This is a genomic window from Burkholderia sp. NFPP32 (genome assembly GCF_900119325.1).
In the GTDB taxonomy this organism is placed as follows: Bacteria; Pseudomonadota; Gammaproteobacteria; order Burkholderiales; family Burkholderiaceae; genus Burkholderia; species Burkholderia pyrrocinia_C.
In genome coordinates, this window is record NZ_FPJP01000008.1 from 181,876 (window position 1) to 208,104 (window position 26,229).

Annotated in this window: 25 protein-coding genes; 9 read left to right on the forward strand and 16 right to left on the reverse strand. The window is 68.2% G+C overall.

The window, feature by feature from the left end; genetic code table 11:
• Positions 1-45: 45 nt before the first annotated feature.
• Positions 46-1,698: a DUF3459 domain-containing protein gene (locus BT264_RS17970; RefSeq protein ID WP_072439511.1), complete on the forward strand. Its 1,653-nt coding sequence runs from the start codon at positions 46-48 to the stop codon at positions 1,696-1,698.
• 82 nt (positions 1,699-1,780) lie between these two features.
• Here the strand turns inward: BT264_RS17970 and BT264_RS17975 are convergent, their stop codons facing one another.
• From BT264_RS17975 to BT264_RS17995, 5 genes are all read right to left on the reverse strand, one after another.
• The gene (locus BT264_RS17975; RefSeq protein WP_072439513.1) at positions 1,781-2,365 is read right to left on the reverse strand and encodes a thiamine phosphate synthase; all 585 of its coding nucleotides are present in this window, start codon (positions 2,363-2,365) and stop codon (positions 1,781-1,783) included.
• 28 nt (positions 2,366-2,393) lie between these two features.
• Positions 2,394-3,737 carry a hemolysin family protein gene (locus BT264_RS17980; RefSeq protein WP_072439383.1) on the reverse strand — a complete coding sequence of 448 codons (1,344 nt, stop codon included), beginning with the start codon at positions 3,735-3,737 and terminating at the stop codon, positions 2,394-2,396.
• A 76-nt stretch (positions 3,738-3,813) separates the two neighbouring features.
• Entirely contained in the window at positions 3,814-4,593 is a 780-nt protein-coding gene (locus BT264_RS17985) for a sensor histidine kinase (protein ID WP_072439385.1), read from the reverse strand.
• 67 nt (positions 4,594-4,660) lie between these two features.
• The gene (locus BT264_RS17990) at positions 4,661-5,584 is read right to left on the reverse strand and encodes a DMT family transporter (RefSeq protein ID WP_072439387.1); all 924 of its coding nucleotides are present in this window, start codon (positions 5,582-5,584) and stop codon (positions 4,661-4,663) included.
• 40 nt (positions 5,585-5,624) lie between these two features.
• Entirely contained in the window at positions 5,625-6,482 is an 858-nt protein-coding gene (locus tag BT264_RS17995) for a LysR family transcriptional regulator (protein WP_034185176.1), read from the reverse strand.
• A gap of 109 nt (positions 6,483-6,591) precedes the next feature.
• Here BT264_RS17995 and BT264_RS18000 point away from each other — a divergent pair, with 109 nt between their 5' ends.
• From BT264_RS18000 to BT264_RS18010, 3 genes are all read left to right on the forward strand, one after another.
• Positions 6,592-6,975, forward strand: coding sequence for a tautomerase family protein (locus BT264_RS18000; protein ID WP_072439389.1), 384 nt, complete (start codon positions 6,592-6,594; stop codon positions 6,973-6,975).
• Between the two features lie 126 nt (positions 6,976-7,101).
• The gene (locus BT264_RS18005) at positions 7,102-8,745 is read left to right on the forward strand and encodes a CHAD domain-containing protein (RefSeq protein ID WP_072439391.1); all 1,644 of its coding nucleotides are present in this window, start codon (positions 7,102-7,104) and stop codon (positions 8,743-8,745) included.
• Between the two features lie 48 nt (positions 8,746-8,793).
• Positions 8,794-9,630 carry a TOBE domain-containing protein gene (locus BT264_RS18010; RefSeq protein ID WP_034185212.1) on the forward strand — a complete coding sequence of 279 codons (837 nt, stop codon included), beginning with the start codon at positions 8,794-8,796 and terminating at the stop codon, positions 9,628-9,630.
• 180 nt (positions 9,631-9,810) lie between these two features.
• Here the strand turns inward: BT264_RS18010 and BT264_RS18015 are convergent, their stop codons facing one another.
• The 4 genes from BT264_RS18015 to BT264_RS18030 all read right to left on the reverse strand — a co-directional run bounded on the left by BT264_RS18015 (position 9,811) and on the right by BT264_RS18030 (position 12,897).
• Positions 9,811-10,512, reverse strand: coding sequence for a sulfate/molybdate ABC transporter ATP-binding protein (locus tag BT264_RS18015; RefSeq protein WP_072439392.1), 702 nt, complete (start codon positions 10,510-10,512; stop codon positions 9,811-9,813).
• 64 nt (positions 10,513-10,576) lie between these two features.
• Complete coding sequence (gene modB, locus BT264_RS18020; RefSeq protein WP_072439394.1) at positions 10,577-11,254, reverse strand: molybdate ABC transporter permease subunit; 678 nt, start codon at positions 11,252-11,254, stop codon at positions 10,577-10,579.
• Between the two features lie 10 nt (positions 11,255-11,264).
• Positions 11,265-12,062 carry a molybdate ABC transporter substrate-binding protein gene (gene modA, locus BT264_RS18025; RefSeq protein ID WP_072439396.1) on the reverse strand — a complete coding sequence of 266 codons (798 nt, stop codon included), beginning with the start codon at positions 12,060-12,062 and terminating at the stop codon, positions 11,265-11,267.
• Positions 12,063-12,198: 136 nt separating this feature from the next.
• Positions 12,199-12,897: a phosphatase PAP2 family protein gene (locus tag BT264_RS18030; protein WP_072439398.1), complete on the reverse strand. Its 699-nt coding sequence runs from the start codon at positions 12,895-12,897 to the stop codon at positions 12,199-12,201.
• A gap of 258 nt (positions 12,898-13,155) precedes the next feature.
• On the opposite strand from BT264_RS18030, the gene BT264_RS18035 reads away from it, so the two are divergent.
• Together BT264_RS18035 and BT264_RS18040 are read left to right on the forward strand one after the other, a co-directional pair.
• Complete coding sequence (locus BT264_RS18035) at positions 13,156-14,265, forward strand: extracellular catalytic domain type 1 short-chain-length polyhydroxyalkanoate depolymerase (protein WP_072439400.1); 1,110 nt, start codon at positions 13,156-13,158, stop codon at positions 14,263-14,265.
• Between the two features lie 81 nt (positions 14,266-14,346).
• Positions 14,347-14,523, forward strand: a complete 177-nt coding sequence (locus tag BT264_RS18040; protein ID WP_065502568.1) for a DUF3563 family protein — start codon at positions 14,347-14,349, stop codon at positions 14,521-14,523.
• Between the two features lie 108 nt (positions 14,524-14,631).
• On the opposite strand, the gene BT264_RS18045 is transcribed toward BT264_RS18040, so the two are convergent.
• The 5 genes from BT264_RS18045 to BT264_RS18065 all read right to left on the reverse strand — a co-directional run bounded on the left by BT264_RS18045 (position 14,632) and on the right by BT264_RS18065 (position 18,161).
• Entirely contained in the window at positions 14,632-15,051 is a 420-nt protein-coding gene (locus BT264_RS18045) for an organic hydroperoxide resistance protein (protein ID WP_034185184.1), read from the reverse strand.
• Between the two features lie 156 nt (positions 15,052-15,207).
• Positions 15,208-15,660, reverse strand: coding sequence for a MarR family winged helix-turn-helix transcriptional regulator (locus tag BT264_RS18050; protein ID WP_072439402.1), 453 nt, complete (start codon positions 15,658-15,660; stop codon positions 15,208-15,210).
• 205 nt (positions 15,661-15,865) lie between these two features.
• Positions 15,866-16,675 (reverse strand): BPSS1780 family membrane protein, encoded by an 810-nt coding sequence (locus BT264_RS18055; protein WP_072439404.1) that lies wholly within the window; start codon positions 16,673-16,675, stop codon positions 15,866-15,868.
• Positions 16,666-17,664: a homoserine kinase gene (locus tag BT264_RS18060; protein WP_034185187.1), complete on the reverse strand. Its 999-nt coding sequence runs from the start codon at positions 17,662-17,664 to the stop codon at positions 16,666-16,668. Before BT264_RS18060 ends, BT264_RS18055 begins: the two co-directional genes overlap by 10 nt.
• A 101-nt stretch (positions 17,665-17,765) precedes the next feature.
• On the reverse strand, positions 17,766-18,161 hold the full coding sequence (locus BT264_RS18065; protein ID WP_034185188.1) for a hypothetical protein: 396 nt from the start codon (positions 18,159-18,161) through the stop codon (positions 17,766-17,768).
• A 129-nt stretch (positions 18,162-18,290) separates the two neighbouring features.
• Here BT264_RS18065 and BT264_RS18070 point away from each other — a divergent pair, with 129 nt between their 5' ends.
• On the forward strand, positions 18,291-19,817 hold the full coding sequence (locus tag BT264_RS18070) for an AMP nucleosidase (protein WP_072439406.1): 1,527 nt from the start codon (positions 18,291-18,293) through the stop codon (positions 19,815-19,817).
• 211 nt (positions 19,818-20,028) lie between these two features.
• Here the strand turns inward: BT264_RS18070 and BT264_RS18075 are convergent, their stop codons facing one another.
• On the reverse strand, positions 20,029-20,319 hold the full coding sequence (locus BT264_RS18075) for a hypothetical protein (RefSeq protein WP_072439408.1): 291 nt from the start codon (positions 20,317-20,319) through the stop codon (positions 20,029-20,031).
• A 391-nt stretch (positions 20,320-20,710) separates the two neighbouring features.
• Entirely contained in the window at positions 20,711-21,469 is a 759-nt protein-coding gene (locus BT264_RS18080) for an LOG family protein (protein ID WP_034185191.1), read from the reverse strand.
• Between the two features lies 1 nt (position 21,470).
• On the opposite strand from BT264_RS18080, the gene polA reads away from it, so the two are divergent.
• Positions 21,471-24,224 (forward strand): DNA polymerase I, encoded by a 2,754-nt coding sequence (gene polA, locus BT264_RS18085; protein WP_072439410.1) that lies wholly within the window; start codon positions 21,471-21,473, stop codon positions 24,222-24,224.
• A 278-nt stretch (positions 24,225-24,502) separates the two neighbouring features.
• The gene (locus BT264_RS18090) at positions 24,503-25,837 is read left to right on the forward strand and encodes an NAD(P)/FAD-dependent oxidoreductase (RefSeq protein ID WP_072439413.1); all 1,335 of its coding nucleotides are present in this window, start codon (positions 24,503-24,505) and stop codon (positions 25,835-25,837) included.
• Positions 25,838-26,229: the final 392 nt, after the last annotated feature.

A 26,229-nucleotide genomic window follows, 5' to 3' on the forward strand; every position in this document is an offset into this window, starting at 1 on the left:
GCCAGTGGCGCGGCCATGCCGCTCGGCACGCACGAGGAGCGCATGATGTCCGATTGTCCGCACGATCCGTACGCGCAGCACTACATTCATTGTTTGCCGTTTGGCGCGCAGCCCTGTGGCGCGCTCGGCACGACACCGCGCACGCATTTTCGCGTGTGGGCGCCGGGCAGCACGCAGGTCCAGCTCGAACTCGATACCGGCTACGGCCCGACGCTCGTCCCGATGAAGGCCGCCGGCCCGAACTGGTTCGAAGTGTTCGCCGATTGCGGCGCGGGTGCGCGTTACCGCTATCGCCTCGACGATGCCGTGTCGATTCCCGATCCCGCGTCGCGCTCGCAACCCGAAGGGCTCAACGGTCCGAGCGAGGTTGTCGATCCGCGCGCGTTCACGTGGCGCAACACGTTCTGGCGCGGGCGCGCGTGGGAAGACATGGCACTCTACGCGATTCGCCCGCACGCGGTGGGCGGCTTCGCCGGCGTGCGTCGCCGCCTGCCGCAGCTCGCGCGCCTCGGCGTGACCGCGCTGGAACTGCTCGCATCGCCGCACGACAGCCTGCCGTTCGCGCCGCTTGCGGCCGAAGGCGGCCCCGATGCGCTGAAGGCGCTGATCGACGACGCGCATGGCTACGGCTTCGCGGTGCTGCTGGAACTCGACTACGCGCGCTTCGGCAGCGGCACCGACGCGCTGCGCCACTTCGCGGAGCCGTTCTTCCATATGCGCGACGATCCGCTGCAGGCGCCGCCGCTGGCGCTCGATCATCCGGACGTCTGCGATTTCTTCTGCGACAACGCGCTGTACTGGATCGACGAATACCGTTGCGACGGGCTGCGCCTGCGCGAGGCCGACCGGATCGGCGTGTCGTGGCTGCGCGAGATCGCGGACCGCGTGCGCGCGGCCGTGCCGGCCGACCGGTTCATCCATCTCGTGCTCGGCAGCGAGCGGCATCCGGCGCATCTCGCCGATACTCATTTCGATGCGCAATGGAACGGTTGCGGCGAACGCGCGCTGCACCGGCTGACGGGGCGCGACACATCGGGCCATGAAGGCATTTCCACGCACCAGTCGATCCATACGCTCGCCCGTGCGCTGACCGCGGCCGGCGCGGCGTTTCAGCCGGCCGCGCCGGCAGAAGGCATGGCCGCCGAAACCGGGCTGTCGTTGACGTCGCTGGTGCTGTCCGATGGCGCGTGGCGCGACTGCGGTCAGGGCGAGCGAGGGCAAGCGGCCGGCCTGGCCGGGCTCGCGCTGTCGCTGCTCACGCCGCAGATCCCGCTGATCTTCGACGAAACCGCGCGCGACGCCGATCGCGCGCATTTCGTGCAGTCGGCGCTCGCCGTGCGCGCGAAGCTGATCGCGCCGCGGCTGTCCGATTGCCGGCCGCAGGACGCGCATGCGCTGAAGGCGGACGGCGACGGGGATGCCGACGCGCTGCTCGCGTCATGGCGTCTTGCCGACGACGAGACGCTGACGATCGCATTGAACCTGTCGCCCGATGCGGTGTCGTTCGATGCGCCGCGAGGGCAGGTCGTGTTCGAGACGCCGGCGCGCGCGCGCGACCGGGTCGATGAAGGGGAATTGCCGCCGTATTCGCTCGTTGCGTGGCTGACGGGCGACGTCAACCGGTACGCGCTCACGCACGACGTGCGTCGCATCGATGACGGCTCGTGGCGTGGAGCGCGACCGAACCTGAACGCCTGAAGCGCGCCTGCGTGCGCGAGCAGGTGACTGTCCGAACGGCCGGGCGCAACCGCGCCCGGCGGCTGCACTGCCGGCCCCCGAGTTACCAGAACCCGCGAATACCCGCGATGCCGTACGCGCCATGACGGCGCGCGTTGTCGAGATGCGCGCGCGTCATCCCGCCGAGCGCGTAGACGGGCATCGCGGCCTGCGCGGCCAGCGCGTCGAATCGGCTCCAGCCGAGCGCCGGCGCACCGGGGTGGCTGAGCGTCGGCAACACGGGCGACAGCGTGACGAAATCCGCGCCGGCGCGCGCGGCCAGCAGCAGGTCGTCACGTGTGTGGCAGGCGGCGGACACCCATCGTCCGGCCGGCAGCGGCCGCTGCGCGGCGGCGCGCAACGCGGCGCCGTCGAGATGCCAGCCGGCGCCGTCGAGCCGCATCACGCCGGCCGCATCGATCGGGCCGTTCAGCATCAGGTGCGCGCCGGCGGCATCGCAGCGCGCGAGCGCCGCGGCGGCGAGCCGCGCGAACGCGGCCGTATCGAGCGATTTCACGCGCAGTTGCACGAGCGTCTCGCCGCGCGCGAGCACGGCCGACAGCCGGTCGAGGAACGCATCGCAATCGGCCGCCGACGCGGACGCCGGTTCCGGCGTGATCACGCAGCAGCGCGGCAGCGTTGCGTTCATCGCGCGTCGCGACGACAACGGGAGGCCGTCATTCGTCGGCCTCTTTCGCGATCTTCGGATAGACGCGCACGAGCACGATGCGCGGCCCGTTCATCTTCTTCACGACGACGTCGAAGCGGTCGAACGACACGCGCTGCCCTTCGCTCGGCAGGTCGCTGAGCGCCTGGATCACGAGGCCGCCGACCGATTCCGCACGGCCTTCGTCGATGTCGATGCCGAGCGCCTGCTCGAGCGACACGACGGGCAGGCTGCCCTTGCCCATCAGCGTGCCGTCGTCGAGGCGGCTCCAGTCGGCATCGCCCTGGCGGAACTCGTCGTGGATCTGGCCGACCAGCGCGCCGAGCAGGTTGTCGAGCGTCAGGAAGCCGATCGGTTTCTCGCCCTTGTTGCCGACCAGCGCGAAGTGCGGCGCACCCTTGCGGAAGCGGCGGAACAGTTCGAGCGCCGGGGTGTCGGGCTTCACGTACTGCACGGGGCGCACGTAGTCGGACAGGTCTTCGAGCGCCGCGCCCGCGTGACGCGCGAGCAGCAGGTCCTTCAGGTGGATCAGCCCGCTCACCTGTTCGCGCGACGCATCCTCGAACAGCGGATAGCGGCTGAAGCGGTGCCGCGCGACGATCTCCATGTTGTCGGGCAGCGGCAGGTCGCGCCGCAGGCCGATCATTTCATGGGCCGGCCGCATCAGGTCCGACACGGTCATCGACGAAAAATCGAGCGAATGCGCGAGCGTGTTCCACTCGTCGTTGCTGTACGTGCCGCGCGCCGGCTGTGCCGCGTTGCCGGCCGTGCTGCGGCGGCTGCGCAGGATCAGCTTCAGCTCGTCGGTCGAGTAGTGCGCGTCGCCGCCGTGGTCGGTCGACAGCCCCGCGAGCCGCAGCACCGCGTTGGCGCTGTTGTTGAGCACCCAGATCGCCGGATACATCGCCCAGTAGAACGCATAGAGCGGCAGCGCGACCCACAGGCCGATCTTCTCGGGCTGGCGGATCGCCATCGATTTCGGCGCAAGCTCGCCGACGACGATGTGCAGGAACGAGATCAGCGAGAACGCGAACACGAGCGAGATCAGGTGCACGACGCGTTCGGACTGCACGCCGATCAGGTCGAGCAGCGGGCCGATCAGTTCCGCGAAGGCCGGCTCGCCGACCCAGCCGAGGCCGAGCGACGCGAGCGTGATGCCGAGCTGGCACGCGGAAAGATACGCGTCGAGCCGGCCGTGCACGATGCCGAGGATGCGCCCGCGCAGGCCGTGCTTGCGGGCAAGGGTCTTGACGCGCGTCGCGCGCAGTTTGACGAGGCCGAATTCGGCCGCAACGAAGAACCCGTTCAGGGCCACCAGGAACAACGCGCCGATGAGCGCGAAGATCTGTAACAAAGAATCGCTCCGGTTATGACAGGCCCATCAGTATAGAGCCGGAAAGGAATTTGTAATGTTATGGACGACCGATTGCTTACACCGGCGCCTCGCGGGGGATGGCGAGCGTCATGGTGGCGGTCGCGCCGTCGGCGAACGCGGTATGCGCGAACGTGCCGCCGTGCGCGAGCGCGACGCGCTGGCACAGCGCGAGCGCCCATGCGATTCGCTTCGCGTCGCGCTCGCGCAGCATTTCGCGTCGCGCGAACGATTCGAACGCATGCGGCTGTGCAGGGTCGGCGAGTGCGTCGGCGCTCACGGTGCAAGTGGTGCACGCGACGAACTGCGCGCCGTCGCGCGTGCATGCGAACGTCACGCGGCTGCCGGCGGCGCTGGTCTCGATGGCCGCCGTCAGCATCGTCCAGAGCGCCTGCGCGATGCGTTCGCGGTCGGCCGACAGCAACGGTTCGTCGTCCGGCAGCGTCGCGTCGAGCGCGACCTGCCGTGCGTCGGCGAGCGCAAAACGGACGAGCGCGAGCGTGTCGTCGAGCAGCGCGCGCAGCGCGAACGGCCGCGGCGCGATCGCGAGCGTGCGCGTTTCCGCGCGCGGCGCATCGAGCACGTCGTCGATCAGCGTCACCTGCTGGTCGATGCCCGTGCGGATGCCCGCGAGCGCGCGCTGCAGGTTCGGATCGGCATTGGCGAGCTGGCGCTCGAGCACGTACGCCCAGCTATGCATCGCGTTCAGCGGGCTGCGCAGATCGTGCGACGCGGTGGAGAGCGCCTGGTCGCGCAGGAACAGCGCCGCCTGGGCGGCGTAGTGCGCTGCGCGTTCGCGCAGCAGGTCGGCGGCGGGATCGACGGAAGTGGACGTCACGGAGCAGGCCTGTCGGAAGCGGTTGGCGTGGAAGTCACGCGAACCGTCATTATAGGGACGGTGCGTGTCACGCCGGCAGCGCGTCCTCGTCCTTTTTCCGCGCGTCGCCGTTCGGCAGCAACTGGCACGCGAGCAGGCCGGCCAGCATCAGCGCGCAGCCGACGAGCGCGCGCAGCGTCAGCGTTTCGTTGAGCGCGGCCCAGCCGGCGACCGCCGCGAATACGCCTTCCATGCTGAAGATCACGGCCGCGTGCGCGGGCGCAGCGTCGCGCTGCGCGACGACCTGCAGCGTATAGCCGACGCCGACCGACAGCAGCCCGCCGTACAGCAGCGTCGGCAGCGCGCCGCGCAGCATCGCGACGCTGACCGGCTCGACGGCCAGGCCGACCGCGAGGCACGCCACGCCGCAGACGACGAACTGCAGGAACGCGAGCACGAGCGGATCGTGACGCTTCGCGAGATGGCCGACCGCCATCACGTGCGCGGCGATGATGACGGCGCCCGCGAGCTGGAACCAGTCGCCGTAGAGCACCGAGAAGTGCTCGTCGATGCTGAGGAAATACAGGCCGATCGCCGCGAGCAGCGCGCCGAACCACGTGCCTGCGCCGATCCTGTGGCGTGCGAACATACCCATCAGCGGCACGATCACGACGTACAGCGAGCTGATGAAACCCGCGTTCGCGACTCGCGTGTACTGCAGGCCGAACTGCTGCAGCGAGATCGACACCGCGAGGAGCCCGCCGAGCGCGAGGCCGGGCAGCAGCAGTGCCGGCTCGCGGCGGATCGCCGCGAGCTGCGCGCGCGACGCCGCGTTCAGCATCAGCAGCGGAACCAGCACGAGCGCGCCGAGCAGGAAGCGCAGCCCGGTGAACAGGAACGGCCCGATCACGTCGAGGCTCAGTCGCTGCGCGACAAACGCAGAGCCCCAGATCGCGGCGGCGGCGAGCATCAGCAGGTTGGCGCGGAGGTGCTTGCGGGCTTCGGGCTTCATCGGATTCTTCTGAAGATTGCGGGCGGCGAAACCCCACAGCTTACGCCGAGATTGCAAGGCTGTCGGCAAACCTGCGCAGCGCGGCGGCCGCACGTGCGTCGCGCACGCGCGAATACAGCACGACCTGCGACTGCGGCAGCGGCGGCAGCCCGAATTTCGCGCCGACGTCGACCAGCGTGCGCGGCGCGACCCGCCGCGCGAGCGGGCAGACGGCGAGCCCCGCCGCGGCGGCGGCCGTGACCGCCGCGACACCGCCGCCCGTGAAGCGTTCGCGCCACGGCCGCCCCGCATGGTCGAGCGCGCGCAGCGCGGCGGCCCGCACGCCGCACGGGCCGGCCAGCACCGCGAGCGGCAGCGGCTCGCCCGCGCGCGGCGCCCAGTCCGGCGCGGCGAGCCAGGCCAGCGGTTCGGCAAACAGCAGCGTGCCGTCGTCGCGCGGCGGGTCTTCGCCGGGCTCGTGCCGCACGATTGCCGCGTCGAGCCGGCGTTCGTCGTATTGCGCGAGCAGGCCCGCCGACATCCCGAGATGCATTTCCAGCGACAGCCCCGGATCCTGCCGATGCAGGCTCGTGAGCACGGCCGGCAGGTCGGGTACCGCGACGTGCTCGCTGACGCCGAGCGACAGGCGGTGCGTGCCGGCCGAGATCGCGCCGAGCGCGTGGTCGTGCGCGTCGAGCAGCGCACGGGCGGCCGGCAGGAAGTTCTCGCCGTCGGCGGCCAGCTTGACCACGCGCGGCGTGCGCGCGAGCAGCGGCTTGCCGAGGTGCGCCTCCAGCCGCTTCAGCTTCAGGCTGACGGCCGATTGCGTCGTGCCGAGCGCATCGGCGGCGCGCGTGAAGCTGGCGAGATCGGCGACCAGCACGAACGCGCGCACGGCATCGAGATCGAGTACTTTCATTTCAGATGAAAATGAATGAAATATTCATTGATGACTGTTTATTATAGTTCGGCGGGGCTAACCTGATGCCGTGTTTCCGTTCTTCAACGTCACCGACAGGAGCAGGACCATGCCATTCACCCGTATCGCAGTGCGCGAAGGCAAACCGGCCGCATACCGTGCGGCGCTCGTCGACGGCGTGCATCGCGCGCTGATGCACACGTTCAACGTGCCCGAGGACGACATCTTCATGGTCGTCACCGAGCATGCGGCCGAGAACTTCGTGTACGGCCGCCATTACCTCGACATCGAACGCAGCGACGATCTCGTGATGATCCAGATCACCGCGAACAACACGCGCACGCTCGAGCAGAAGCGGGCGCTGTACCGGACGATCGCGGAGAATCTCGCGCAGCAGCCCGGCGTGCGGCAGCAGGACGTATTCATCAGTCTTGTCGAGGTGCTGAAGGAGGACTGGTCGTTCGGCAACGGCATCGCGCAATACGCCGCTTGATATGCGACAGCGCGACAGGGCCGGATCGTCGCCCGCGCGTTTTGACGGCGTGTACTATGGAAGTTGCTTCACGGACGACGCCGGCGCGGACGATGCGCCGGCGATTCTTCATGTGCAGGAGCTTCCATGTCGCGCGTGCTGGAAATCGTGTTGTCGTTGTCGCTGGAAGGCTGGCCGGTCAAGGCTGGGAGTCGCGCTCGCGGCACGCAGCGCGATTTCGGCGCCGAGCTCGTGCGCGCATGGCGGATCTGCCCGCAGGTCCGGATGCGGCGCGGCCATGAGCGCGTGACGATCGAGCCGTGCCAGGTCGAGGAGGCCGAGCCGAGCCCCGGCGCGAGCTGGTGGACCTGGGTCGAGTCGAACGCGCATGGCAGGCGGGTCGTCGCGTCCCGCACGAAAGCGTTCGCGCCCGGCGTCACGCAGCGCGAACTGTTCGACGCGGATCATGCGGGCATCGTCGTCGCGATGCCGCTGCCCGTGCCCGCAACAGGCACCGCGGTTGATGCCGATGCGCCGACGGGCGACGTCGACGAAGTCGACGGTGTCGCGCCGGACGCCACCGAGCGCTCCGCCGCCGGCGCGCCGCCGGAATCGACGGCGATGCGCCTCGTCAGCGAACGGCGGCGCGGGCGGTGGGCCGACGACAGCGGCGTCGTGGTCGAGATGACGCTCGACGACGTCACGCTGCACGGCGGTGGCGAGCCGCCGCGCCGCTACGTCGAACTGCGTCTCGCCGCGCCCGACTGGGAAACCTCTGCCGCGCGCGCGGCCGCGCTGCACGCGCTGTTTGCCGCGGCGCGCGAACTGAGCGGCGCGTGGCCCGCATTCGTGCAACTGACGAGCGTGATCGACCGCGCCTGTGCGGGCGAGCCGGCCGCCGCCGGGCCGGTCAAGGCGCGGCTCGTCGACCTGACCGGCATCCGCACGCAGCGCGCCGCGCTGTTCGCGCTGTCCGGCGACATCGCCGCACAATGGCTCGGCAACGAGGGCGGCGTGCTCGATCGCGACGATCCCGAATTCGTGCATCAGATGCGCGTCGCGCTGCGCCGCCTGCGCACGCTGATGCGCTTCTTTCCGAGCTTTGCCGACCGCCAATGGAAGGACGCGTTCGGCGCCGACCTGCACTGGCTCGCCGCACTGCTCGGCACGGTACGCGACTGGGACGTGTTCTCGACCGAAACCCTGCCCGCGCTGATCGCGGCCGACGGCGGCGGCGCCGACTGGGACGGCACGCTCGACGCCGCGCGTGCGCAGTCCATGGCCGCGCGCGTCGAACTGCGGCAGGCGCTGCATTCGGCCCGCTATGCGCGGCTGACGCTCGGCTGGCTCGAATGGCTGAGCACGCTCGCGCTGCCGCCTGCCGAAGGCGACGACGCGCCGTCGCTGCGGCGTCACGCGACGAAGCGCGTGCGGCGGCTGTTCGGCCATCTTTACGCATCGCCGTCGCTCACGTCGCTCGATACGGCTGCGCGCCACCGGTTGCGGATCGACGCGAAGCGGCTGCGCTATGCGCTCGAATTCTTCGCGTCGCTGGCGTCGCGCCGCACGCGCAACGAGACGGTCAAGACGCTCGCGCGCGTGCAGACCGTGCTCGGCGAATCGAACGACACGATGGTCGCGCTGCAACATCTCGAGCAACTGACGGCGCCGCCGTACCAGCTCGGTTTCGTGCGCGGCTACGGCGCGGCGCTCGAGCAGCGCGCGGCGCGCGAAGCCGAGACGCTGCTGGCCAGCCTGCGCCCGCCGAAGCTCGACGGCAAGCCGGGCTGAGCGGCGCGCGCTGAATATAATGGCCGCCCGTTTCCCGCACCCATGCCGATGACCGACGCACCGCATTCTTCCCCGTCTTCCGAGCCGCTCGAACTGGGCGGCGAGCTGTGGCTGCGCGCGGGCGAGCAGACGCTCGGCGGCGCCACGCGCATCGCGCTGCTCGCGGCGATCGGCGACACCGGTTCGATCACGCGCGCGGCGAAGGCCGTCGGCCTCAGCTACAAGGCTGCATGGGATGCGGTCGACACGATGAACAATCTCGCCGGCGAACCGCTCGTCGCGCGGTCGACGGGCGGCAAGGGCGGCGGCGGCACGACGCTGACGCCGCGCGCGACGTCGCTGATCGCCGCGTTCCGCACGATCGAGCGCGAGCATCGCCGTTTCATCGACGCCGCGAGCGCGGCCGTTGCCGGGTTCGACGTCGACTGGGCGCTGATCGGCCGGATCGGCATGAAGACCAGCGCGCGCAACCAGTTGTTCGGCAAGGTCGCATCGATCGTGCGCGGCACGGTCAACGACGAAGTGACGCTCACGCTGCCAGGCGGGCAGCCGATCGTCGCCGTGCTGACGCACGAAAGCGTCGATGCGCTCGGCCTGCGGGAAGGTGCGGACGCCTGCGCGCTGGTGAAGGCGTCGTGGGTCGTGCTGGCGGTCGACGATGGCGGGCCCGAGCTGAAGGTGTCCGCGCGGAACCGGCTGCGCGGCAGCGTCGAATCCGTCGCGGCGGGCGCGGTGAACAGCGAAGTGACGCTGGCGCTCGACGGCGGCGGGACGCTGACGGCCGTCGTCACCAACGAAAGCGTCGATGCGCTGCAGCTCGACGCCGGCCGGCCGGCGATCGCGCTGTTCAAGGCATCGAGCGTGATTCTCGCGGTGACGGGTTGACGGCGCAGGCACGGCAGCGCGTGCGTGCTGCGGCGATCGTGTGACGGACGGGGGCGAAGCCGGCGCCGGACGTCGTCCGCATGGCGCCGGCTTCGTTTCCGTTTCCAGCTTATGCCGCAGCGTGCGGCTTCTCTCAGGCTCCAGCGTGGCTGCCAGCGCCACGGCCCCGGCCTCGCGCGCTCACGCGACGCGCGTCGGCCACTCGGCGTGCGGCGGTGCCGCCTGCACGCGTCCTTCGCTCAATTGCACGACCTGGTCGCCGAACGCGGCGACGTCGTCGGGGTCGTGCGAGATCAGCACCATCGGGATGTCGAGCCGCGCCTGCAACTCGGCGAGCTCGTGGCGCATGCGCTGGCGCATCGCGGCGTCCAGTGCCGCGAACGGTTCGTCGAGCAGCAGGATCCGCGGTTGCGCGACCAATGCGCGCGCAAGCGCGACGCGCTGCTTCTGCCCGCCCGACAGTTGCGACGGATACTGCCCCGCGAGCGCTTCGAGGTCGAACGCGTGCAGCCAATACGCGACTTCGGGCGGCACCATCTTCGCGCGCGGGTTGCGCAGGCCCGACGTGAGCCCGAACGCGATGTTCTGGCGCACGTTCAGATGCGGAAACAGCGCGTAGTCCTGGAACAGGTACGCGACGCGCCGTTCCCGGGTCGGCACGTCGATGCGGCGCGCGGCGTCGAACAGCGGCTCGCCGTTCAGCGTGATCGTGCCTGCGTCGGGCGACAGCAGGCCGGCGATTGCCTGCAGCGTCATGCTCTTGCCCGCGCCGGACGGCCCGAACAGCACGACGCGCTGCGTCGCCGCCGTGAACGACACGTCGAGCGTGAAACGGCGCTCGGCGTTCGTGTAGGTCTTGCGGATATCGACGACGAGGCTCATGCGGGCCTCCGCCGAAGCAAGCCGGCCGCCGCACGAGACAGGCGATACGGACGAGGCAGGCGCTTCATGTCAACTGGCTCCGCCGGGCGCGCGACGGCACGAGCCAGCCGGTCGCGAGCAGCACGAGCACGCAGGTGATCGACGTCACCAGCACGAGGAAGTTGGCCGTGTTGTCGTCGCCGGCCTGCACGGCCGCATAGATCGCAACCGACAGCGTCTGCGTACGGCCGGGCAGGTTGCCCGCGATCATCAGCGTCGCGCCGAACTCGCCGAGCGCACGCGCGAACGCGAGCAGCGCACCCGCGAGGATCCCGCGCGTGGCGAGCGGCAGCGTCACGCGGAAGAACACCGCGGCTTCGCCGAGCCCGAGCGTGCGCGCGGCGCGCTCGAGATGCGGATCGACGCCCTCGAACGCGGCACGCGCCGACTTCAGGATCAGCGGAAACGCGACGACCATCGATGCGATCACCGCGCCTTGCCACGTGAAGACGAGCTCGATGCCGAGCTTGTCGAGCCACGCGCCGAACACGCCGCGCCGGCCGAGCAGCACGAGCAGGTAATAGCCGAGCACCGTCGGCGGCAGCACGAGCGGCAGCGTCAGCAGCGAATCGACGACGTCGCGCAGCGGCGAGCGCCAGCGCGCGAGCACGAACGCGGCCGCGACGCCGAGCACGATGTCGAGCGCGGTCGCCCAGCCGGCGACCTTCAGCGACAGCAGCAGCGGTACCCAGGCGTCTTGCATCGCGATACGCTCACTTGCCCGCGGGCTTGAAGCCGAACGTCGACAGCACGGCCTGGCCCTGCGGCGACGAGACGAAGTCGACGAACGACTGCGCCTGCGCGGTGTGGCGGCTGTCCTTGACCACGGCGATCGGATAGGTGATGGCCGTCTTCGTCGGCACCGTCAGCGCGACCTTCACGCGGCCGGGCATGATCGCGGCGTCGGTGCCGAACACGAAGCCCGCGTCGACCTCGCCGCGCGCGACGTAGTCGAGGCTCTGGCGCACGTTGGCGGCCAGCACGCCCTTCGCGCTGACGGCATCCCACACGCCGGCCGCGCGCAGCGCGCCTTCGGTGTAGCGGCCGACCGGCACCGATGCCGGGTCGCCGTACGCGATGCGCTTCACGCCGGGCGCCGTCAGGTCGTTCAGCGACGTCGGCGCGGCCGCGTGGCTGTCCGCCGGCACGATCAGCACGAGCGAGTTCGCCGCGAAATCGCGGCGCGTGCCGGGCACGATCACCTTTTCGTCGGCCGCGCGATCCATCGCCTTCTGGTCGGCCGACGCGAACACGTCGGCCGGCGCGCCCTTGGCGATCTGCTGCATCAGTACGTCCGACGCGCCGAAGTTGAACAGCACCTTGGTATCGGGATGCTGTTTCTGGTACGCGTCGCCGACGGCCTTGAACGCGTTCGTCAGGCTGGCGGCCGCCGACACGACCAGTTCGTCGGCGGAAGCGGGCGCGCTGAACGCGACACCGGCGGCGGCAAGCGCGGCGATCGGCAGCAGGCGGAGCAGGGTGCGGCGAAGCGGACGGACGATTGAGCGCATGACGGATTCGTTGGAATGGGTGGAAACCGTAATCGTAATATAGGGCGGGTTATAACGCTTGGCATACCGCTCATGCGAGGGGGCGCATGAAATGGTCAGACCTGAAGAACGGCGGGCGTGACGGCAGGACGCCCCGTCACGCGTGCAGCGTGTGCGTCGACGATTCGGTGCGCTGCAGCGACGACGGCTGCGACGCGGGGCGGTAGTTCGGGCTGGCCTTCCAGCGCGCGCGGACGAACGGGCGCTCGTGGCCCGACAGTTGCAGCGCAACCTTCGTGACCCAGCGATGCGACGGCACCGTGATGCCGTGTAGCGCGACGGTGACGAGTGCGAGGCTCACGATGACCGCGGGCGCCGACCAGCGGTGCGGCACCGCGCGCCATGAGCCGGCGATGAACGCGAGCGCAGCGATCGCGCCGACGATGCAGCCGGTGATCGATTCGGACGGCGAATGCGCATCGAGCGCGACGCGCGACACGCCGACCGCGATGCCGGCCGCGAGCCCGAGCGCGATGCCGGCGATCCGCGCCGGCGTGCGCATGCGGATCAACATCAGGAAGATCGCGACCGGATAGACCGACGTCGACAGCATCGCGTGGCCGCTGAAGCCCGTGAAATCCCACGCACGGATGCCGATGCCCCAGCCGAGGAACGCGATCTTCGTGAGCGCGACCACGCCGATCGCGGCTGCGAGCACGCCGAGCCACGCGGCCGCACGCTGCCACGAGTAGCCGAGCGCGAGCCAGACGGCGATCGTGATCGCGAGCGGCAAGGTCAGGCCGGCGCCGCCGAACGCGGTGATCATGATCCACAGGTGAGACGGCAGGTCGAACATCGGGAGGGGACGAACGGAGGCGGGAAGGATGCTTAAATCAACGCGCGAGCCGGGAAGAACGACTACAACGGATACAAGCGGCGAAACCCCAGTATAGCGCCGCGTGCGCACGAGCCCCGTTTTTTGCGCCGTCGGGAACTTCCCGCGCGCAGGAAAAATCCCAGAAACAATGTTATGGTGCATTGCACAAAGTCGAACGATGCATCCGTTGCGGCGCCCTTGTTGCGCCCCTATTTTTCCTGACTGCGAGCCCGATCGATGACCAAAAGTCTGACCAAGGTGTGGCTGGGCGGCATGAAACGCATGCTGTCTCCGGCCGCCAAACGCGCGGCGCGCGATGCGCAGCGCATCACACGCGACGCACTCGAGGCCGCCGCCTCTCCCGCCGTATCCGATCTGTCCCCGCCGCGCGAATCGCGGGTGCGGCCGCGCGCGGCCGCGTGGGCGGCGGGCGAGTGGACGCGCGGCGAACATCCGATGGCGCCCGCGCTCGGGCGTCTCGTCCAGAATCTCGCATACGGCCTCTACGTGCCGCCCGGCCGCCGGCGCGGCGCGATGCCGCTCGTCGTGATGCTGCACGGCTGCCAGCAGTCCGTCGACGAATTCGTGCAGGGCACGCGGATGAACCTGCTGGCCGACAAGCACGGTTTCGCGGTGCTGTATCCGGAACAGTCGCTGCGCGCGCACGCGCACGGCTGCTGGCACTGGTATGAAGACACCGACCGCGCGGGCCGCGGCGAGGCGAACGCGGTTGCGTCGCTGGTCGACGCGCTTGTCGACGAACGCGGCTTCGACGCGTCGCGCGTCTATGTCGCGGGGCTGTCGGCCGGTGCGGGCCTCGCGTCGCTTCTTGCACTGCACCATCCGGACCGCTTCGCCGCGGTCGCGCTGCACTCGGGCCCCGCGCTCGGCGAGGCGAACTCCGGCATCACCGCGATGGACGTGATGCGGCGCGGCGTGCGGCAGAACCCGGCCGCAGCCGTCGATGCGCTGGTCGACGCCAGCGGGTATCCAGGCATGCCGGCGCTGATCGTCCAGGGCGACGGCGACCACGTCGTCGCGCCGAAGAACGCCGACCAGCTGACGGTGCAGTTCATGCGGCTGAACGGGCTCGCCGACAGCCGCGGCGCGCTGCGCGGCGGCGAACGTGTCGAGACGCGCGGCGCGGGCGCACAGATCACCGATGTCTGCCGCGACGGCGAACCGGTCGTGCGGCTCTGCCATGTGAAAGGGCTCGATCACGCGTGGGCCGGCGGCGACGAAGCCGTGCCGTTTCATGCGGCCGTCGGCCCCGATGCGAGCGCGATGATCTGGGCCTTTTTCGAAGCATATCGGCGCACTGTGGCGACCGAACGACGCATCGTCTGATCGACGCTGGCCAAAGACTAGGGTTTTCCCTATAATTCGGGAAAACCCTAGTCAAAGACCCTTTGGATTGCGAGATCGAACATGTACCTGCTGAGCCACCTCTTCCTGATGCTGACCAAGAACGCTGAAACGGCCCGTAAAGAGCGCGCCGAGGCGTACCTGTCCGAAGCGACCGACATCTACGATCTCGAATTCCGTATGCGCAAGATCGATCGCGAAGCGTCGATGAACCGCCCGTATTCGTTCGGCGCGCGTTAAGCAGCGCAAGGCGGGCCGGCCGGCCCGCCGTTTCGGCGAGTCACGCAAAAGGGCGCGTGCGGCTTGATGCCGCACGCGCCCTTTTTGCATTCGTCGTCCTGCGTCGCGTCAGACGACCGTCAGGCGCACCGGCACGTTGTTGCGCGTTGCGTTCGAATACGGGCACACGTGGTGCGCTTTTTCGACCAGCGCCTGCGCGTCGGCCTTGTCGAGCCCCGGCAGCGACACGCGCAGTTCGATGTCGAGCCCGAAGCCGCCTGCGTCGTTCGGGCCGATGCCCACTTCCGCAGTAACCTGCGTATCGGCCGGCAGCGCCTGCTTGTTCTGGCCGGCGACGAATTTCATCGCGCTCAGGAAGCACGCCGAGTAACCTGCGGCAAACAGCTGCTCCGGATTCGTGCCTTCCGCGCCCGTGCCGCCGAGTTCGCGCGGCGCGGCCAGCTTTACTTCCAGCTTGTTGTCGGCGGATACCGCGCGGCCGTCGCGGCCGCCCGTGCTCGTGGCGCTCGTCTTGTACAGAATGTTCATCGTGCAGCTCCTGTCGGGAAAAGGGGAGAAAGGCGGCCCGGTCGAATGGAATGTCGCCGGCCACGAAGAAAATATAGAACACAAATCATTAGTGTGCAAATGAAATTTTGAAGAAAAACCCGGCGGTGCCGGGCCGGTCGGCCGACGCTCGGTTCGTCAGCGTTCGTTGGCGGCCGACAGCGCGTCGCGCAACTGCTGGAGATCGGCGCGCAGCCTGATCAGGAACTCGGGCGTTTGCTGCATCGCGCAGAAGAGATCGGCGGGCACGGAGCGCGCGCGGTTCTTCAGCGCCCGGCCTTCCGGCGTCACGCGCACGTTCACGACGCGTTCGTCGGCCGCGCTGCGCACGCGCTCGACGTAGCCGAGCGCTTCCAGCCGCTTGAGCAGCGGCGTGACCGTGGCCGGGTCGAGGTCGAGCCGCGCAGCGATGTCCTTTACCGCGATGTCGTCGCGCTCCCACAGCACGAGCATCGCGAGATATTGGGGATAGGTCAGCGACAGCTTGTCGAGCAGCGGCTTGTACGCTTTCGTCATCGCGTGCGAAGTCGAGTAGAGCGCGAAGCATAGTTGCTCGTCGAGCGTCTGGGGCAGCGGGGGTGGGCGGTCCATGATTCGGGAGGCGCGGTGGACGCGCGAACAATTTGTACGCAAATTATTTTGCGCGCAAAAGATCGGGTTGAACAGGGGCGCCCGGCTAGGGGCGGCGGGCGAAGGATGCGCGGAGCGGCGCAAGACAGGGAGGGGCGCCGGGACGCAACCCGGCGCGGAGAATAGCGTGACGGCCGGCGACGCGCGCCGGCCGGGGGGGGGGGCTTCAGCGGCCCGACGTGGTCGTCGGCGCGCCCGGCTCCTGCACGCCGAAGCAGCCGCGATAGGTCGCGTAGAACGAGCAGTACAGCATCGTGACGATGATGATCGTCACCGGCATCATGATCGTCAGCGCATAGGCGCCGGCACCGAGCGCCTGCAGCAGCAGCGACAGCGCGAGCGACGTGCCGAGCGCGACGCCGAACCACAGCACGCCGTACACGGCGAACGCGCCGCGATTGCGCCAGCAGCTGACGATGCTGAAGAACAGCGCCTTCGCCGGCGGGACGTCATGCCATGCGACGAGCACCGGCGCGAACCAGAACAGCATCGCGATCGGCAGATACAGCAGCGTCGCGAACATCAGCGCGCCGAACGTGCCTTGCGCGGCGAGCGTTTCCGGCGTCGTGCTCGCTTCGTCGGCCGCGCCCATCATCACGTGGAACAGCGCGCCGCCGTCCACGAACGACGAAGCGGCGAACACGAGCACCATCGACGCGACATAGATCACGCCGAGCACGAGCAGCCGCTGGGTCGTGACGGTGCCGTACGAGCGGAAGCCATCGATCAGGATCGTCGGCATCACCGGCTTGCCGGCCACCGTGTCGCGGCACGCGGCCATGAAGCCGACCGCGATGCCGGGAATGAGCACCAGCGGCAGCGCCGAGCCGATCACGGGCACCATCGACACCAGCGTGATCGCCAGCAGGTACGTGAAGAACAGCGTGATGAACGCGAGCGGGTTCCGGCGGAACAGCCAGACGCCTTGACGGAACCAGACATAGCCCGTTTTCGCGGGCACTTCGATCAGTTGCATGCGGTTTGGATCTCGGGAAGCGCGGGCGTATGCGCGATACGCTCACGCAGGATGCGTTCGAAATGACCGGGGTCGTGCGGCTTGAGCATCTCGGCCGCGCGCGGCAGGTAGAAGTCGTACAGGCGCGACACCCAGAAGCGGTACGCGCCCGCGCGCAGCATGTCGCTCCAGTGGCGGCGTTCCTCGGCCGTGAACGGCCGCACGGTCTGGTACGCGCGCAGCAGCGCATCGGCGCGCGCGACGTCGAGCACGCCGGTCGCGAGGTCGACGCACCAGTCGTTGACGGTCACCGCGACGTCGAACAGCCATTTGTCGCAGCCGGCGAAATAGAAGTCGAAGAAGCCGCCGAGCCGCACGTCGTGGCCGGTGCCGGGCGCCGCGTGCGCGAACAGCACGTTGTCGCGGAACAGGTCGCAATGGCACGGCCCGGCCGGCAGCGCCGCGTAGTCGTCCGACGCGAAGAACGCGGCCTGGTGCGCGAGCTCGCCTTCGAGCAGCGTGCGTTGCGCGTCCGTGATGAACGGCACGATTGCCGGTACGTTCTCTTGCCACCACGGCAGGCTGCGCAGGTTCGGCTGGTTGCGCGGATAGTCGCGCCCCGCGAGGTGCAGGCGCGCGAGCATTTGCCCGACCTCGATGCAGTGTTCGACCCCCGGCGCGAGTTCGGCCGCGCCGTCGAGCTTCGTGACGATCGCGGCCGGCTTGCCGTGCAGCTCGCCGAACAGCGCGCCGTCGTCGCGCGGAATTGGATCCGGCACCGGCACGCCGTGGCCGGCCAGGTGGCGCATCAGGTCGAGGTAGAACGGCAGCTGTTGCGCGGTCAGCTTTTCGAAGATCGTGAGGACGTATTCGCCGCGCGTCGTCGTCAGGAAGAAATTGCTGTTTTCGATACCGGACGGAATGCCGCGAAACGCAAGCACGTCGCCCAGTTCGTAGTGGCGCATCCATTGCGCGAGATCGGAGTCGGAAACAGCAGTGAAAACGGCCATGCGGGATGCGTCAGGTCAGGGTGTCGGCACGCGGGCGGCATGCGTCGCGACAGCAGGTGAAGGGAGGCGGTGCGCCGCAATCGATGCGGCGCGCGACGGAATCAGTAGCGCAGGTTCAGCGACGGCAGGCGCGTGATCGGGATGCCCGCGTCGTGCGGCTTCGGCGACGTGTCGGGCGTCGAGCTCATCTGGTAGCGTGTGCCGAAGTTCGACTTCACGTCGATCTCGACCGGCTTGCCGCGGTCGCGGTACTCGGTGACCTCGGTGCCGTTCTTGCTCTTTTCATGGAAGCTCGGCGTGCGTCGAATGTCGGCGAAGTCGACTTTCGACGTGACTTCGGCGCCAGGCCGGTTGATCTTGCGGAGATCGGGCAGGCCGGCGGCTTCGTTGGCCTCGGCCCGCGCCTGCGCGTCGGCGTCAGGCGTGGCGCCGGCGGCGTAAGCGACGCTGGCGGCGGCAAACGCGGCGGCAGCGGCGACGAGAATGAGCGGCTTCATGATGAGTCTCCAGTGAACCCACTGATTTTAGCAAATACTGCGCGTCATCCGGCCCTGGCGTGCGTATGGGCGGCCACGAGGGTGACCGGGTTCCGTGGTAATGTCGTCGGATCAGACGAGGTGATACAAATGAAGAACGACCTGAGCCGCCGGCACCGTGTGCTGACGCCCGAAAGCCCGCCCGTCGAGGCTTTCGACGATCCGATCGCCGCCGTCGCGCGGCTGTCCGCCATTTACGACACGAATACGGGCTTCCTGCGCGACGCATTCGCGCGCTATCGCCGCCACGAACCGATTATCGAGCACGTGCGCGCGTGCTACCCGTTCGTGCGGATCCGCACCGACGTCAACACGCACGTCGATTCGCGCCGCTCGTACGGTTTCGTCGCCGGCCCCGGCGTGTTCGAGACGACGGTCACGCGCCCCGATCTCTTCGCGAACTACTATCGCGAGCAACTGCGCCTGCTGGCGAAGAACCATCATGTGAAGATCGAGATCGGCGTGTCGTCGCAGCCGATTCCGGTCCATTTCGCGTTTCCGGAAGGCATCCATCTCGAAGGCGAACTCGACCGCGACCGCCTGCTCGCGATGCGCGACATCTTCGACACGCCCGACCTGTCGTATCTCGACGACCGCATCGTCAACGGCACGTTCGAGCCGGCGCCGGGCGAACCGCATCCGCTCGCGTTGTTCACGGCCGCGCGCGTCGACTTCTCGCTGCACCGGCTGCGTCACTACACGGCGACGTCGCCCACGCATTTCCAGAACTACGTGCTCTACACGAACTACCAGTTCTACATCGACGAGTTCGTGAAGCTCGGCCGCGAACTGATGACGGAGAGCGACGATCCCGAGGTGCGTGCGTACCGCAGCCAGTACAGTTCGTTCGTCGAGCCGGGCGATGTCGTCACGTACAACGCGAACCTCGGCAGCGAGCCGGCCGAGGGCGCCGCGCCGCCGCGCCTGCCGCAGATGCCCGCGTATCACCTGAAGCGCGCGGACGGCAGCGGGATCACGATGGTCAACATCGGCGTCGGTCCGTCGAACGCGAAGACGATCACCGACCACATCGCGGTGCTGCGTCCGCACGCATGGGTGATGCTCGGTCACTGCGCGGGGCTGCGCAACACGCAGCGCCTCGGCGACTACGTGCTCGCGCACGGTTACGTGCGGGAAGATCACGTGCTCGATGCAGACCTGCCGCTGTGGGTGCCGATCCCGGCGCTGGCCGAAGTGCAACTCGCGCTCGAGCGCGCGGTGGCCGACGTCACGCGGCTCGAGGGTGTCGAACTGAAGCGCGTGATGCGCACCGGCACGGTCGCGAGCGTCGATAACCGCAACTGGGAGTTGCGCGACCATCGCGAGCCCGTGCAGCGGCTGTCGCAGAGCCGCGCGATCGCGCTGGACATGGAAAGCGCGACGATCGCCGCGAACGGCTTCCGCTTCCGCGTGCCGTACGGCACGCTGCTGTGCGTGTCGGACAAGCCGCTGCACGGCGAGCTGAAGCTGCCGGGCATGGCCGACACGTTCTATCGCGGGCAGGTCGACCAGCATTTGCAGATCGGCGTGAAGGCGATGGAGATCCTGCGCACGAACGGGCTCGACAAGCTGCATAGCCGCAAGCTGCGGAGCTTTGCGGAAGTGGCGTTTCAGTGATGTGAACACCGGCCCCGGCGGCGATGCGCATCGCCATGTGCGATGCGCCTTCTGACGGGGCACATCTGCCTTTGTCGCAAGCGTCCGATGCACCGGCGAATCTACCGGCAGGCGGAATGCGCGACGGTCGGGGCTGCCGTTCGCGTTGCCGTTGGAAGACAGCGGTCGCGTGGAATGCGCCGCCGAAAACGACAAGGCCGCGCGGTGTCGCTTAGCACTCACCCTTCTTCGCGTGTCCCGGCGGGCAGTGGTAGCCGCGACGATCGTCGTAACCATGATGACGTTCCCACTCGCGGCGTTCCCAATAACGGCGGCCGTCCCAGTAGCGGTCGCCATGCCAGCCGATGATGACCGCGGGCGCCGGAGCGACCACGACGGGCGCGGGCGCGACGACGACCGGCGCGGGCGTGCCGATGTTGACGTCGACGTTGACGGCATGAGCGAGGCCGGACAGCGAAAGGCCGAGGCCGGCGAAGGCGAGGGCGATCAGCGAACGTTGCATGTTCTTTTCCGTGAGGTCGTTATGAATAGGCCGGCGCGACGCGATGGAAGCGAGGGGGGATCGTTCCACCGGGGGAACGCCGCGCCGACACAATGCAGTGTGCTGGCACGCGACGGAAAAGGCGAGGCCGGTTTGTTACCGCGGATTGGCGGCTCGCAGGCGCGGGATGCGGGCATTGGGCCGCACATTTGACAATGGCGGGCCGCGGGTGCGGGCGATCATGCCGCATCGCGCAGCGCCGGCCGCGCGAATTTGACATTCGACGGCGCGCGGCCGTGAAGCGGGATTAACAGCGCGTTACAAAGTAGCGCGCGGCAGGTGGCCTGATCGCCATGCCTGCCGCGCGGGAAGCGGTACGCCGGCCGTCGGGCCGGCAGTCGTCACGGACTGGTTACAGATAGAACATGCGGTCTTCTTCGGGCCGCGGCGGTTGCCCTTCCGAACCTTCGCCTTCTTCCTCGCCGCTGTCCTCGTAGAACGCGAGCACTGCGTCGAGCACCTGGTCGGGATCGTCGATCACCTGCATCAGATCCATGTCTTCCGGATTGATGAGGCCCATCGGAATCAGCTGGTCGCGGAACCACTGCAGCAAGCCTTGCCAGAACGTGCTGCCGACGAGGATGATCGGCACGAGGCGCGACTTCTTCGTCTGGATCAGCGTGAGCACTTCGGACAGTTCGTCGAGCGTGCCGAAACCGCCCGGCATCACGATCACCGCATCCGAATTCTTCACGAACGTGACCTTGCGCGTGAAGAAGTGGCGGAAGCGCAGCGAGATGTCCTGGTAGTGGTTGCCGGCCTGCTCGTGCGGCAGCTCGATGTTCAGGCCGACTGACGGCGCCTTGCCGGCGTGCGCGCCCTTGTTCGCGGCTTCCATGATGCCGGGGCCGCCACCGGAGATCACGGCGAAGCCGGCGTCGGACAGCTTGCGCGCGATCTGCGCGGCCAGCTTGTAGTGCGGCGTGTCGGGTTTGAGGCGGGCAGAACCGTAGATGCTGACAGCCGGGCGGATCTCCGACAGGTACTCGGTCGCCTCGATAAACTCTGCCATAATCGTGAACATCTGCCACGATGCGCGGGCCTTCTTGGCCGTCGCGCGTTCTTGATCTGCGAGCGAACGCAGACTCGGAATCACTTTTCTCTTGTTCATAATGCCTGAAGAACGAAATCTGGAAGGTAAGACCCTGCTATTGGTTGACGGTTCGAGCTATCTGTATCGGGCTTACCATGCGATGCCTGATTTGCGTGGCCCTGGCGGGGAGCCGACCGGAGCGCTCTACGGAATCATCAACATGCTGCGCCGTATGCGCAAGGAAGTCAGTGCAGAGTATAGCGCTTGCGTGTTCGATGCAAAGGGCAAGACGTTCCGCGACGACCTTTATGCCGACTATAAGGCAAACCGCCCGTCGATGCCGCCCGACCTCGCATTGCAGGTCGAGCCGATCCACGGCGCGGTGCGCGCGCTCGGCTGGCCGCTGCTGATGGTCGAAGGCGTCGAGGCCGACGACGTGATCGGCACGCTCGCGCGCGAAGCCGAACGGCATGGGATGAACGTGATCGTGTCGACGGGCGACAAGGATCTCGCGCAGCTCGTGACCGACCACGTCACGCTCGTCAACACGATGACCAACGAGACGCTCGACCGCGACGGCGTGATCGCGAAGTTCGGCGTGCCGCCCGAGCGGATCATCGACTACCTGGCATTGATCGGCGACACCGTCGACAACGTGCCGGGCGTCGAGAAGTGCGGGCCGAAGACGGCCGTGAAATGGCTGTCGCAATACGACAGCCTCGACGGCGTCATCGCGCACGCGGGCGACATCAAGGGCGTGGTCGGCGACAACCTGCGCCGTGCGCTCGACTTCCTGCCGCTCGGCCGCACGCTCGTGACGGTCGACACGGCCTGCGATCTCGCGCCGCATCTCGAATCGATCGAAGCATCGCTGAAGACCGACGGCGAGGCGCGCGATCTGCTGCGCGACATCTTCGCGCGCTACGGCTTCAAGACGTGGCTGCGCGAAGTCGACAGCGCACCGGCGGAAGGCGGCGACGCCGATGCGCCGGATGGCGAGCCGGCACCGGTGGTGGCGGCCGACATCGTTCGCGAATACGATACGATCCAGACCTGGGAGCAGTTCGACGCGTGGTTCGCGAAGATCGACGCGGCCGCGCTGACCGCGTTCGACACCGAGACCACCGCGCTCGACCCGATGCTCGCGCGGCTCGTCGGCCTGTCGTTCTCGGTCGAGCCGGGCAAGGCGGCATACCTGCCGGTCGCGCACCGCGGCCCCGACATGCCCGAACAGCTTCCGATCGACGAAGTGCTCGCACGCCTGAAGCCGTGGCTCGAATCGGCCGATCGCAAGAAGGTCGGCCAGCACCTGAAGTACGACGCGCAGGTGCTCGCGAACTACGACATCGCGCTGAACGGCATCGAGCACGACACGCTGCTCGAATCGTACGTGCTCGAATCGCACCGCACGCACGACATGGACAGCCTCGCGCTGCGTCATCTGGGCGTCAAGACGATCAAGTACGAAGACGTGGCCGGCAAGGGCGCGAAGCAGATCGGCTTCGACGAAGTGGCGCTCGCGCAGGCCGCCGAATACGCGGCCGAGGATGCCGACATCACGCTGCAGCTTCATCACGCGCTGTATCCGCAGGTCGCGCGCGAACCGGGCCTCGAGCGCGTGTACCGCGAGATCGAGATGCCCGTATCGCTCGTGCTGCGCAAGATGGAACGCACGGGCGTGCTGATCGACGACGCGCTCCTGCACGCGCAGAGCACTGAAATCGCAACGCGTCTGATCGAGCTCGAGGCGCAGGCGTATGAACTGGCGGGCGGCGAATTCAATCTTGGCTCACCTAAGCAGATCGGGCAGATCTTCTTCGAGAAGCTGCAGTTGCCGGTCGTGAAGAAGACGCCGAGCGGCGCGCCGTCGACCGACGAAGAAGTGCTGCAGAAGCTGGCCGAGGATTACCCGCTGCCGAAGCTGCTGCTCGAGCATCGCGGGCTGTCGAAGCTGAAGTCGACCTATACCGACAAGCTGCCGCGCATGGTGAACCCCGCCACGGGCCGCGTGCACACGAACTATGCGCAGGCCGTCGCGGTGACGGGCCGCCTCGCGTCGAACGACCCGAATCTTCAGAACATTCCGGTGCGCACGGCCGAAGGCCGGCGGATCCGCGAGGCGTTCATCGCGTCGCCGGGCCACCGGATCGTGTCGGCCGACTATTCGCAGATCGAACTGCGGATCATGGCGCACATCTCGGGCGACGCGTCGCTGCTGCGTGCGTTCTCGCAGGGCGAGGACATCCACCGCGCGACGGCCGCCGAGGTGTTCGGCGTGACGCCGCTGGAGGTCAATTCCGACCAGCGCCGGATCGCGAAGGTGATCAACTTCGGGCTGATCTACGGGATGAGCGCGTTCGGGCTCGCGTCGAACCTCGGCATCACGCGCGACGCGGCGAAGCTCTATATCGACCGCTATTTCGCCCGCTATCCGGGCGTCGCGCAGTACATGGAAGACACGCGCGCGGCCGCGAAGGAGAAGGGCTACGTCGAGACAGTTTTCGGCCGCCGCCTGTGGCTGCCGGAGATCAACGGCGGCAACGGCCCGCGCCGCCAGGCGGCCGAGCGCGCGGCCATCAATGCGCCGATGCAGGGCACCGCGGCCGATCTGATCAAGCTGTCGATGATCGCGGTGGACGATTGGCTCACGCGCGACAGGCTTGCATCGCGGATGATCATGCAGGTGCACGATGAACTGGTGCTCGAGGTGCCCGACGGCGAACTGTCGCTCGTGCGCGAGAAACTGCCGGAAATGATGTGCGGCGTCGCGAAGCTGAAGGTGCCCCTCGTCGCCGAAGTGGGCGCCGGCGCGAACTGGGAAGAGGCACACTGACGCACCGCTGCGCGGTTCCCGATTCCTGCGGCATATTGTTGCAGGGATGCTGAATATCGAGATGGTTTGCTTGTGGTCAACGCGCAAGCTCCCGGACAATGCATGTCAGTCATGTCATTGACGCGGGGCGGCGCGCCCCGCGTTCCGGGGCCGGCGCATCGAAGTGCTTCGAACTGCACATCGATGATGTCCGAACCGGTTAATCCACCGGGTGGCGCGAATGCAGCGCGTTTGTTTCGTCCGGCGGCAGCAGTTTCGAATCGCAAAGGGGGAATCGGATGCATCGGATCATCATCGTAGGCGGAGGCGCGGGCGGCCTGGAACTGGCGACGCGGCTCGGCGACCGTTACGGCGCGCGCGGCAATCGTCCCGCGCGTGCGCTCGTCACGCTCGTCGACCGCAATCCGACGCACATCTGGAAACCGCTGCTGCACGAGGTCGCGGCGGGCAGCATGGACCCGTTCACGCAGGAACTCGAATACGCGGCGCAGGCGCGCTGGCACGGCTTCGAATTCCAGCAGGGCGGGCTGACCGGGCTCGACCGCGCGGCGAAGCGCATCACGCTGTCGCCCATCAACGACAGCGATGGCGAGGAACTGCTGCCGGAGCGCGAGCTGGAATACGACACGCTCGTGATCGCGATCGGCAGCACGACCCACTTCTTTGGCGTGCAGGGCGCGCCGGAAAACGCGATCGCGCTCGATACGGTTGGCGAGGCCGAGCGCTTCCGCAAGCGGCTGATCGCCGCGTGCATGCGTGCCGAGCACCAGGCACCGGCGCCGACCGCGCCGGGCGACGCGCCCGAGCCGCGCATCCAGGTCGTGATCGTCGGTGGCGGCGCGACGGGCGTCGAGTTGTCCGCGGAGCTGCGCAACACGGCGCAGGTGCTGTCCGCGTATGGGCTGCACAAGCTCGACCCGCGCCATGACGTCGGCATCGTGCTGATCGAATCGGGGCCGCGGATTCTGCCGGCGCTGCAGGAGCGCGTGTCGACGGCGACGGCCGAACTGCTCGAAAAGCTCGGCGTGCGGCTGATGCTCAGCGAGCGCGTGACCGAGGTCGCGCCGGGATTCGTGCATACCGCGAGCGGGAAGACGGTGCGCGCGGACCTGACGGTCTGGGCGGCCGGCATCAAGGCGCCGTCCGTGCTCTCGCATCTCGACGGCCTCCAGGTCAACAAGCTTGGCCAGCTCGACGTGCGTCGCACGCTGCAGACCTTCACCGACGACAACGTGTTCGCGCTCGGCGATTGTGCGGCATGCGCGTGGCCCGGCAACGAACGCAACGTGCCGCCGCGCGCGCAGGCCGCGCACCAGCAGGCGAGCTTCCTGCTGAAGGCGATCGGCTGCCGGCTCGAAGGGCGTCCGCTGCCCGAATTCACGTATCGCGATTTCGGTTCGCTCGTGTCGCTCGGCCATTTCAGCGCGGTCGGCAACCTGATGGGCGGGCTGATCGGCGGCAACATGCTGATCGAAGGGCTGTTTGCGCGCTTCATGTACATGTCGCTGTACCGGCTGCACATCGCGGCGCTGCACGGCTATCCGCGGATGATGCTCGACACGGTCGCGCACTGGCTGCGGCGCACGACGTTGCCGCGCGTCAAGCTGCACTGACAGCTCGCGTTCGCGCGGGGAGTGCGTACGTCGTGCGTGTTCTCCGCCCGTTGTGTTTGCGGGCAGCGAGGCGGCTGCGCATGTTCTGGCCGGGCGATGTCGCGCACGCGTTTTTTTTCAATCCGCAAGCATCCGGTCGTGCAACGGCGATCGATACACGCAGGCCGCGCCGCGATTCGGCGGGGCCGTCAGCGGGCTTCGACGCCACAAACGATGCGCTTTGGGTCGATGAGTCGTAATCGAGTCTTACACATCTGACAGTTGACGCGACAACGGATTATTGGGCATCTTGTCCGGGTTTCCGTTTGCGGCGGGGTGCCAACCGCCGCGACATCCGCGCCATGCGCCGGCGCGATGCCCCGTCATGCCGCATCCACGATCGTGACGGCGGC

Coding starts and splice junctions, on each gene's coding strand:
- BT264_RS17970 (WP_072439511.1), top strand. CDS start 46: ATGTCCGATTGTCCGCACGATCCGTACGCGCAGCACTACATTCATTGT.
- BT264_RS17975 (WP_072439513.1), bottom strand. CDS start 2,365: ATGAACGCAACGCTGCCGCGCTGCTGCGTGATCACGCCGGAACCGGCG.
- BT264_RS17990 (WP_072439387.1), bottom strand. CDS start 5,584: ATGAAGCCCGAAGCCCGCAAGCACCTCCGCGCCAACCTGCTGATGCTC.
- BT264_RS17995 (WP_034185176.1), bottom strand. CDS start 6,482: ATGAAAGTACTCGATCTCGATGCCGTGCGCGCGTTCGTGCTGGTCGCC.
- BT264_RS18000 (WP_072439389.1), top strand. CDS start 6,592: ATGCCATTCACCCGTATCGCAGTGCGCGAAGGCAAACCGGCCGCATAC.
- BT264_RS18005 (WP_072439391.1), top strand. CDS start 7,102: ATGTCGCGCGTGCTGGAAATCGTGTTGTCGTTGTCGCTGGAAGGCTGG.
- BT264_RS18010 (WP_034185212.1), top strand. CDS start 8,794: ATGACCGACGCACCGCATTCTTCCCCGTCTTCCGAGCCGCTCGAACTG.
- BT264_RS18015 (WP_072439392.1), bottom strand. CDS start 10,512: ATGAGCCTCGTCGTCGATATCCGCAAGACCTACACGAACGCCGAGCGC.
- modB (WP_072439394.1), bottom strand. CDS start 11,254: ATGCAAGACGCCTGGGTACCGCTGCTGCTGTCGCTGAAGGTCGCCGGC.
- modA (WP_072439396.1), bottom strand. CDS start 12,062: ATGCGCTCAATCGTCCGTCCGCTTCGCCGCACCCTGCTCCGCCTGCTG.
- BT264_RS18030 (WP_072439398.1), bottom strand. CDS start 12,897: ATGTTCGACCTGCCGTCTCACCTGTGGATCATGATCACCGCGTTCGGC.
- BT264_RS18035 (WP_072439400.1), top strand. CDS start 13,156: ATGACCAAAAGTCTGACCAAGGTGTGGCTGGGCGGCATGAAACGCATG.
- BT264_RS18040 (WP_065502568.1), top strand. CDS start 14,347: ATGTACCTGCTGAGCCACCTCTTCCTGATGCTGACCAAGAACGCTGAA.
- BT264_RS18045 (WP_034185184.1), bottom strand. CDS start 15,051: ATGAACATTCTGTACAAGACGAGCGCCACGAGCACGGGCGGCCGCGAC.
- BT264_RS18050 (WP_072439402.1), bottom strand. CDS start 15,660: ATGGACCGCCCACCCCCGCTGCCCCAGACGCTCGACGAGCAACTATGC.
- BT264_RS18055 (WP_072439404.1), bottom strand. CDS start 16,675: ATGCAACTGATCGAAGTGCCCGCGAAAACGGGCTATGTCTGGTTCCGT.
- BT264_RS18060 (WP_034185187.1), bottom strand. CDS start 17,664: ATGGCCGTTTTCACTGCTGTTTCCGACTCCGATCTCGCGCAATGGATG.
- BT264_RS18065 (WP_034185188.1), bottom strand. CDS start 18,161: ATGAAGCCGCTCATTCTCGTCGCCGCTGCCGCCGCGTTTGCCGCCGCC.
- BT264_RS18070 (WP_072439406.1), top strand. CDS start 18,291: ATGAAGAACGACCTGAGCCGCCGGCACCGTGTGCTGACGCCCGAAAGC.
- BT264_RS18075 (WP_072439408.1), bottom strand. CDS start 20,319: ATGCAACGTTCGCTGATCGCCCTCGCCTTCGCCGGCCTCGGCCTTTCG.
- BT264_RS18080 (WP_034185191.1), bottom strand. CDS start 21,469: ATGAACAAGAGAAAAGTGATTCCGAGTCTGCGTTCGCTCGCAGATCAA.
- polA (WP_072439410.1), top strand. CDS start 21,471: ATGCCTGAAGAACGAAATCTGGAAGGTAAGACCCTGCTATTGGTTGAC.
- BT264_RS18090 (WP_072439413.1), top strand. CDS start 24,503: ATGCATCGGATCATCATCGTAGGCGGAGGCGCGGGCGGCCTGGAACTG.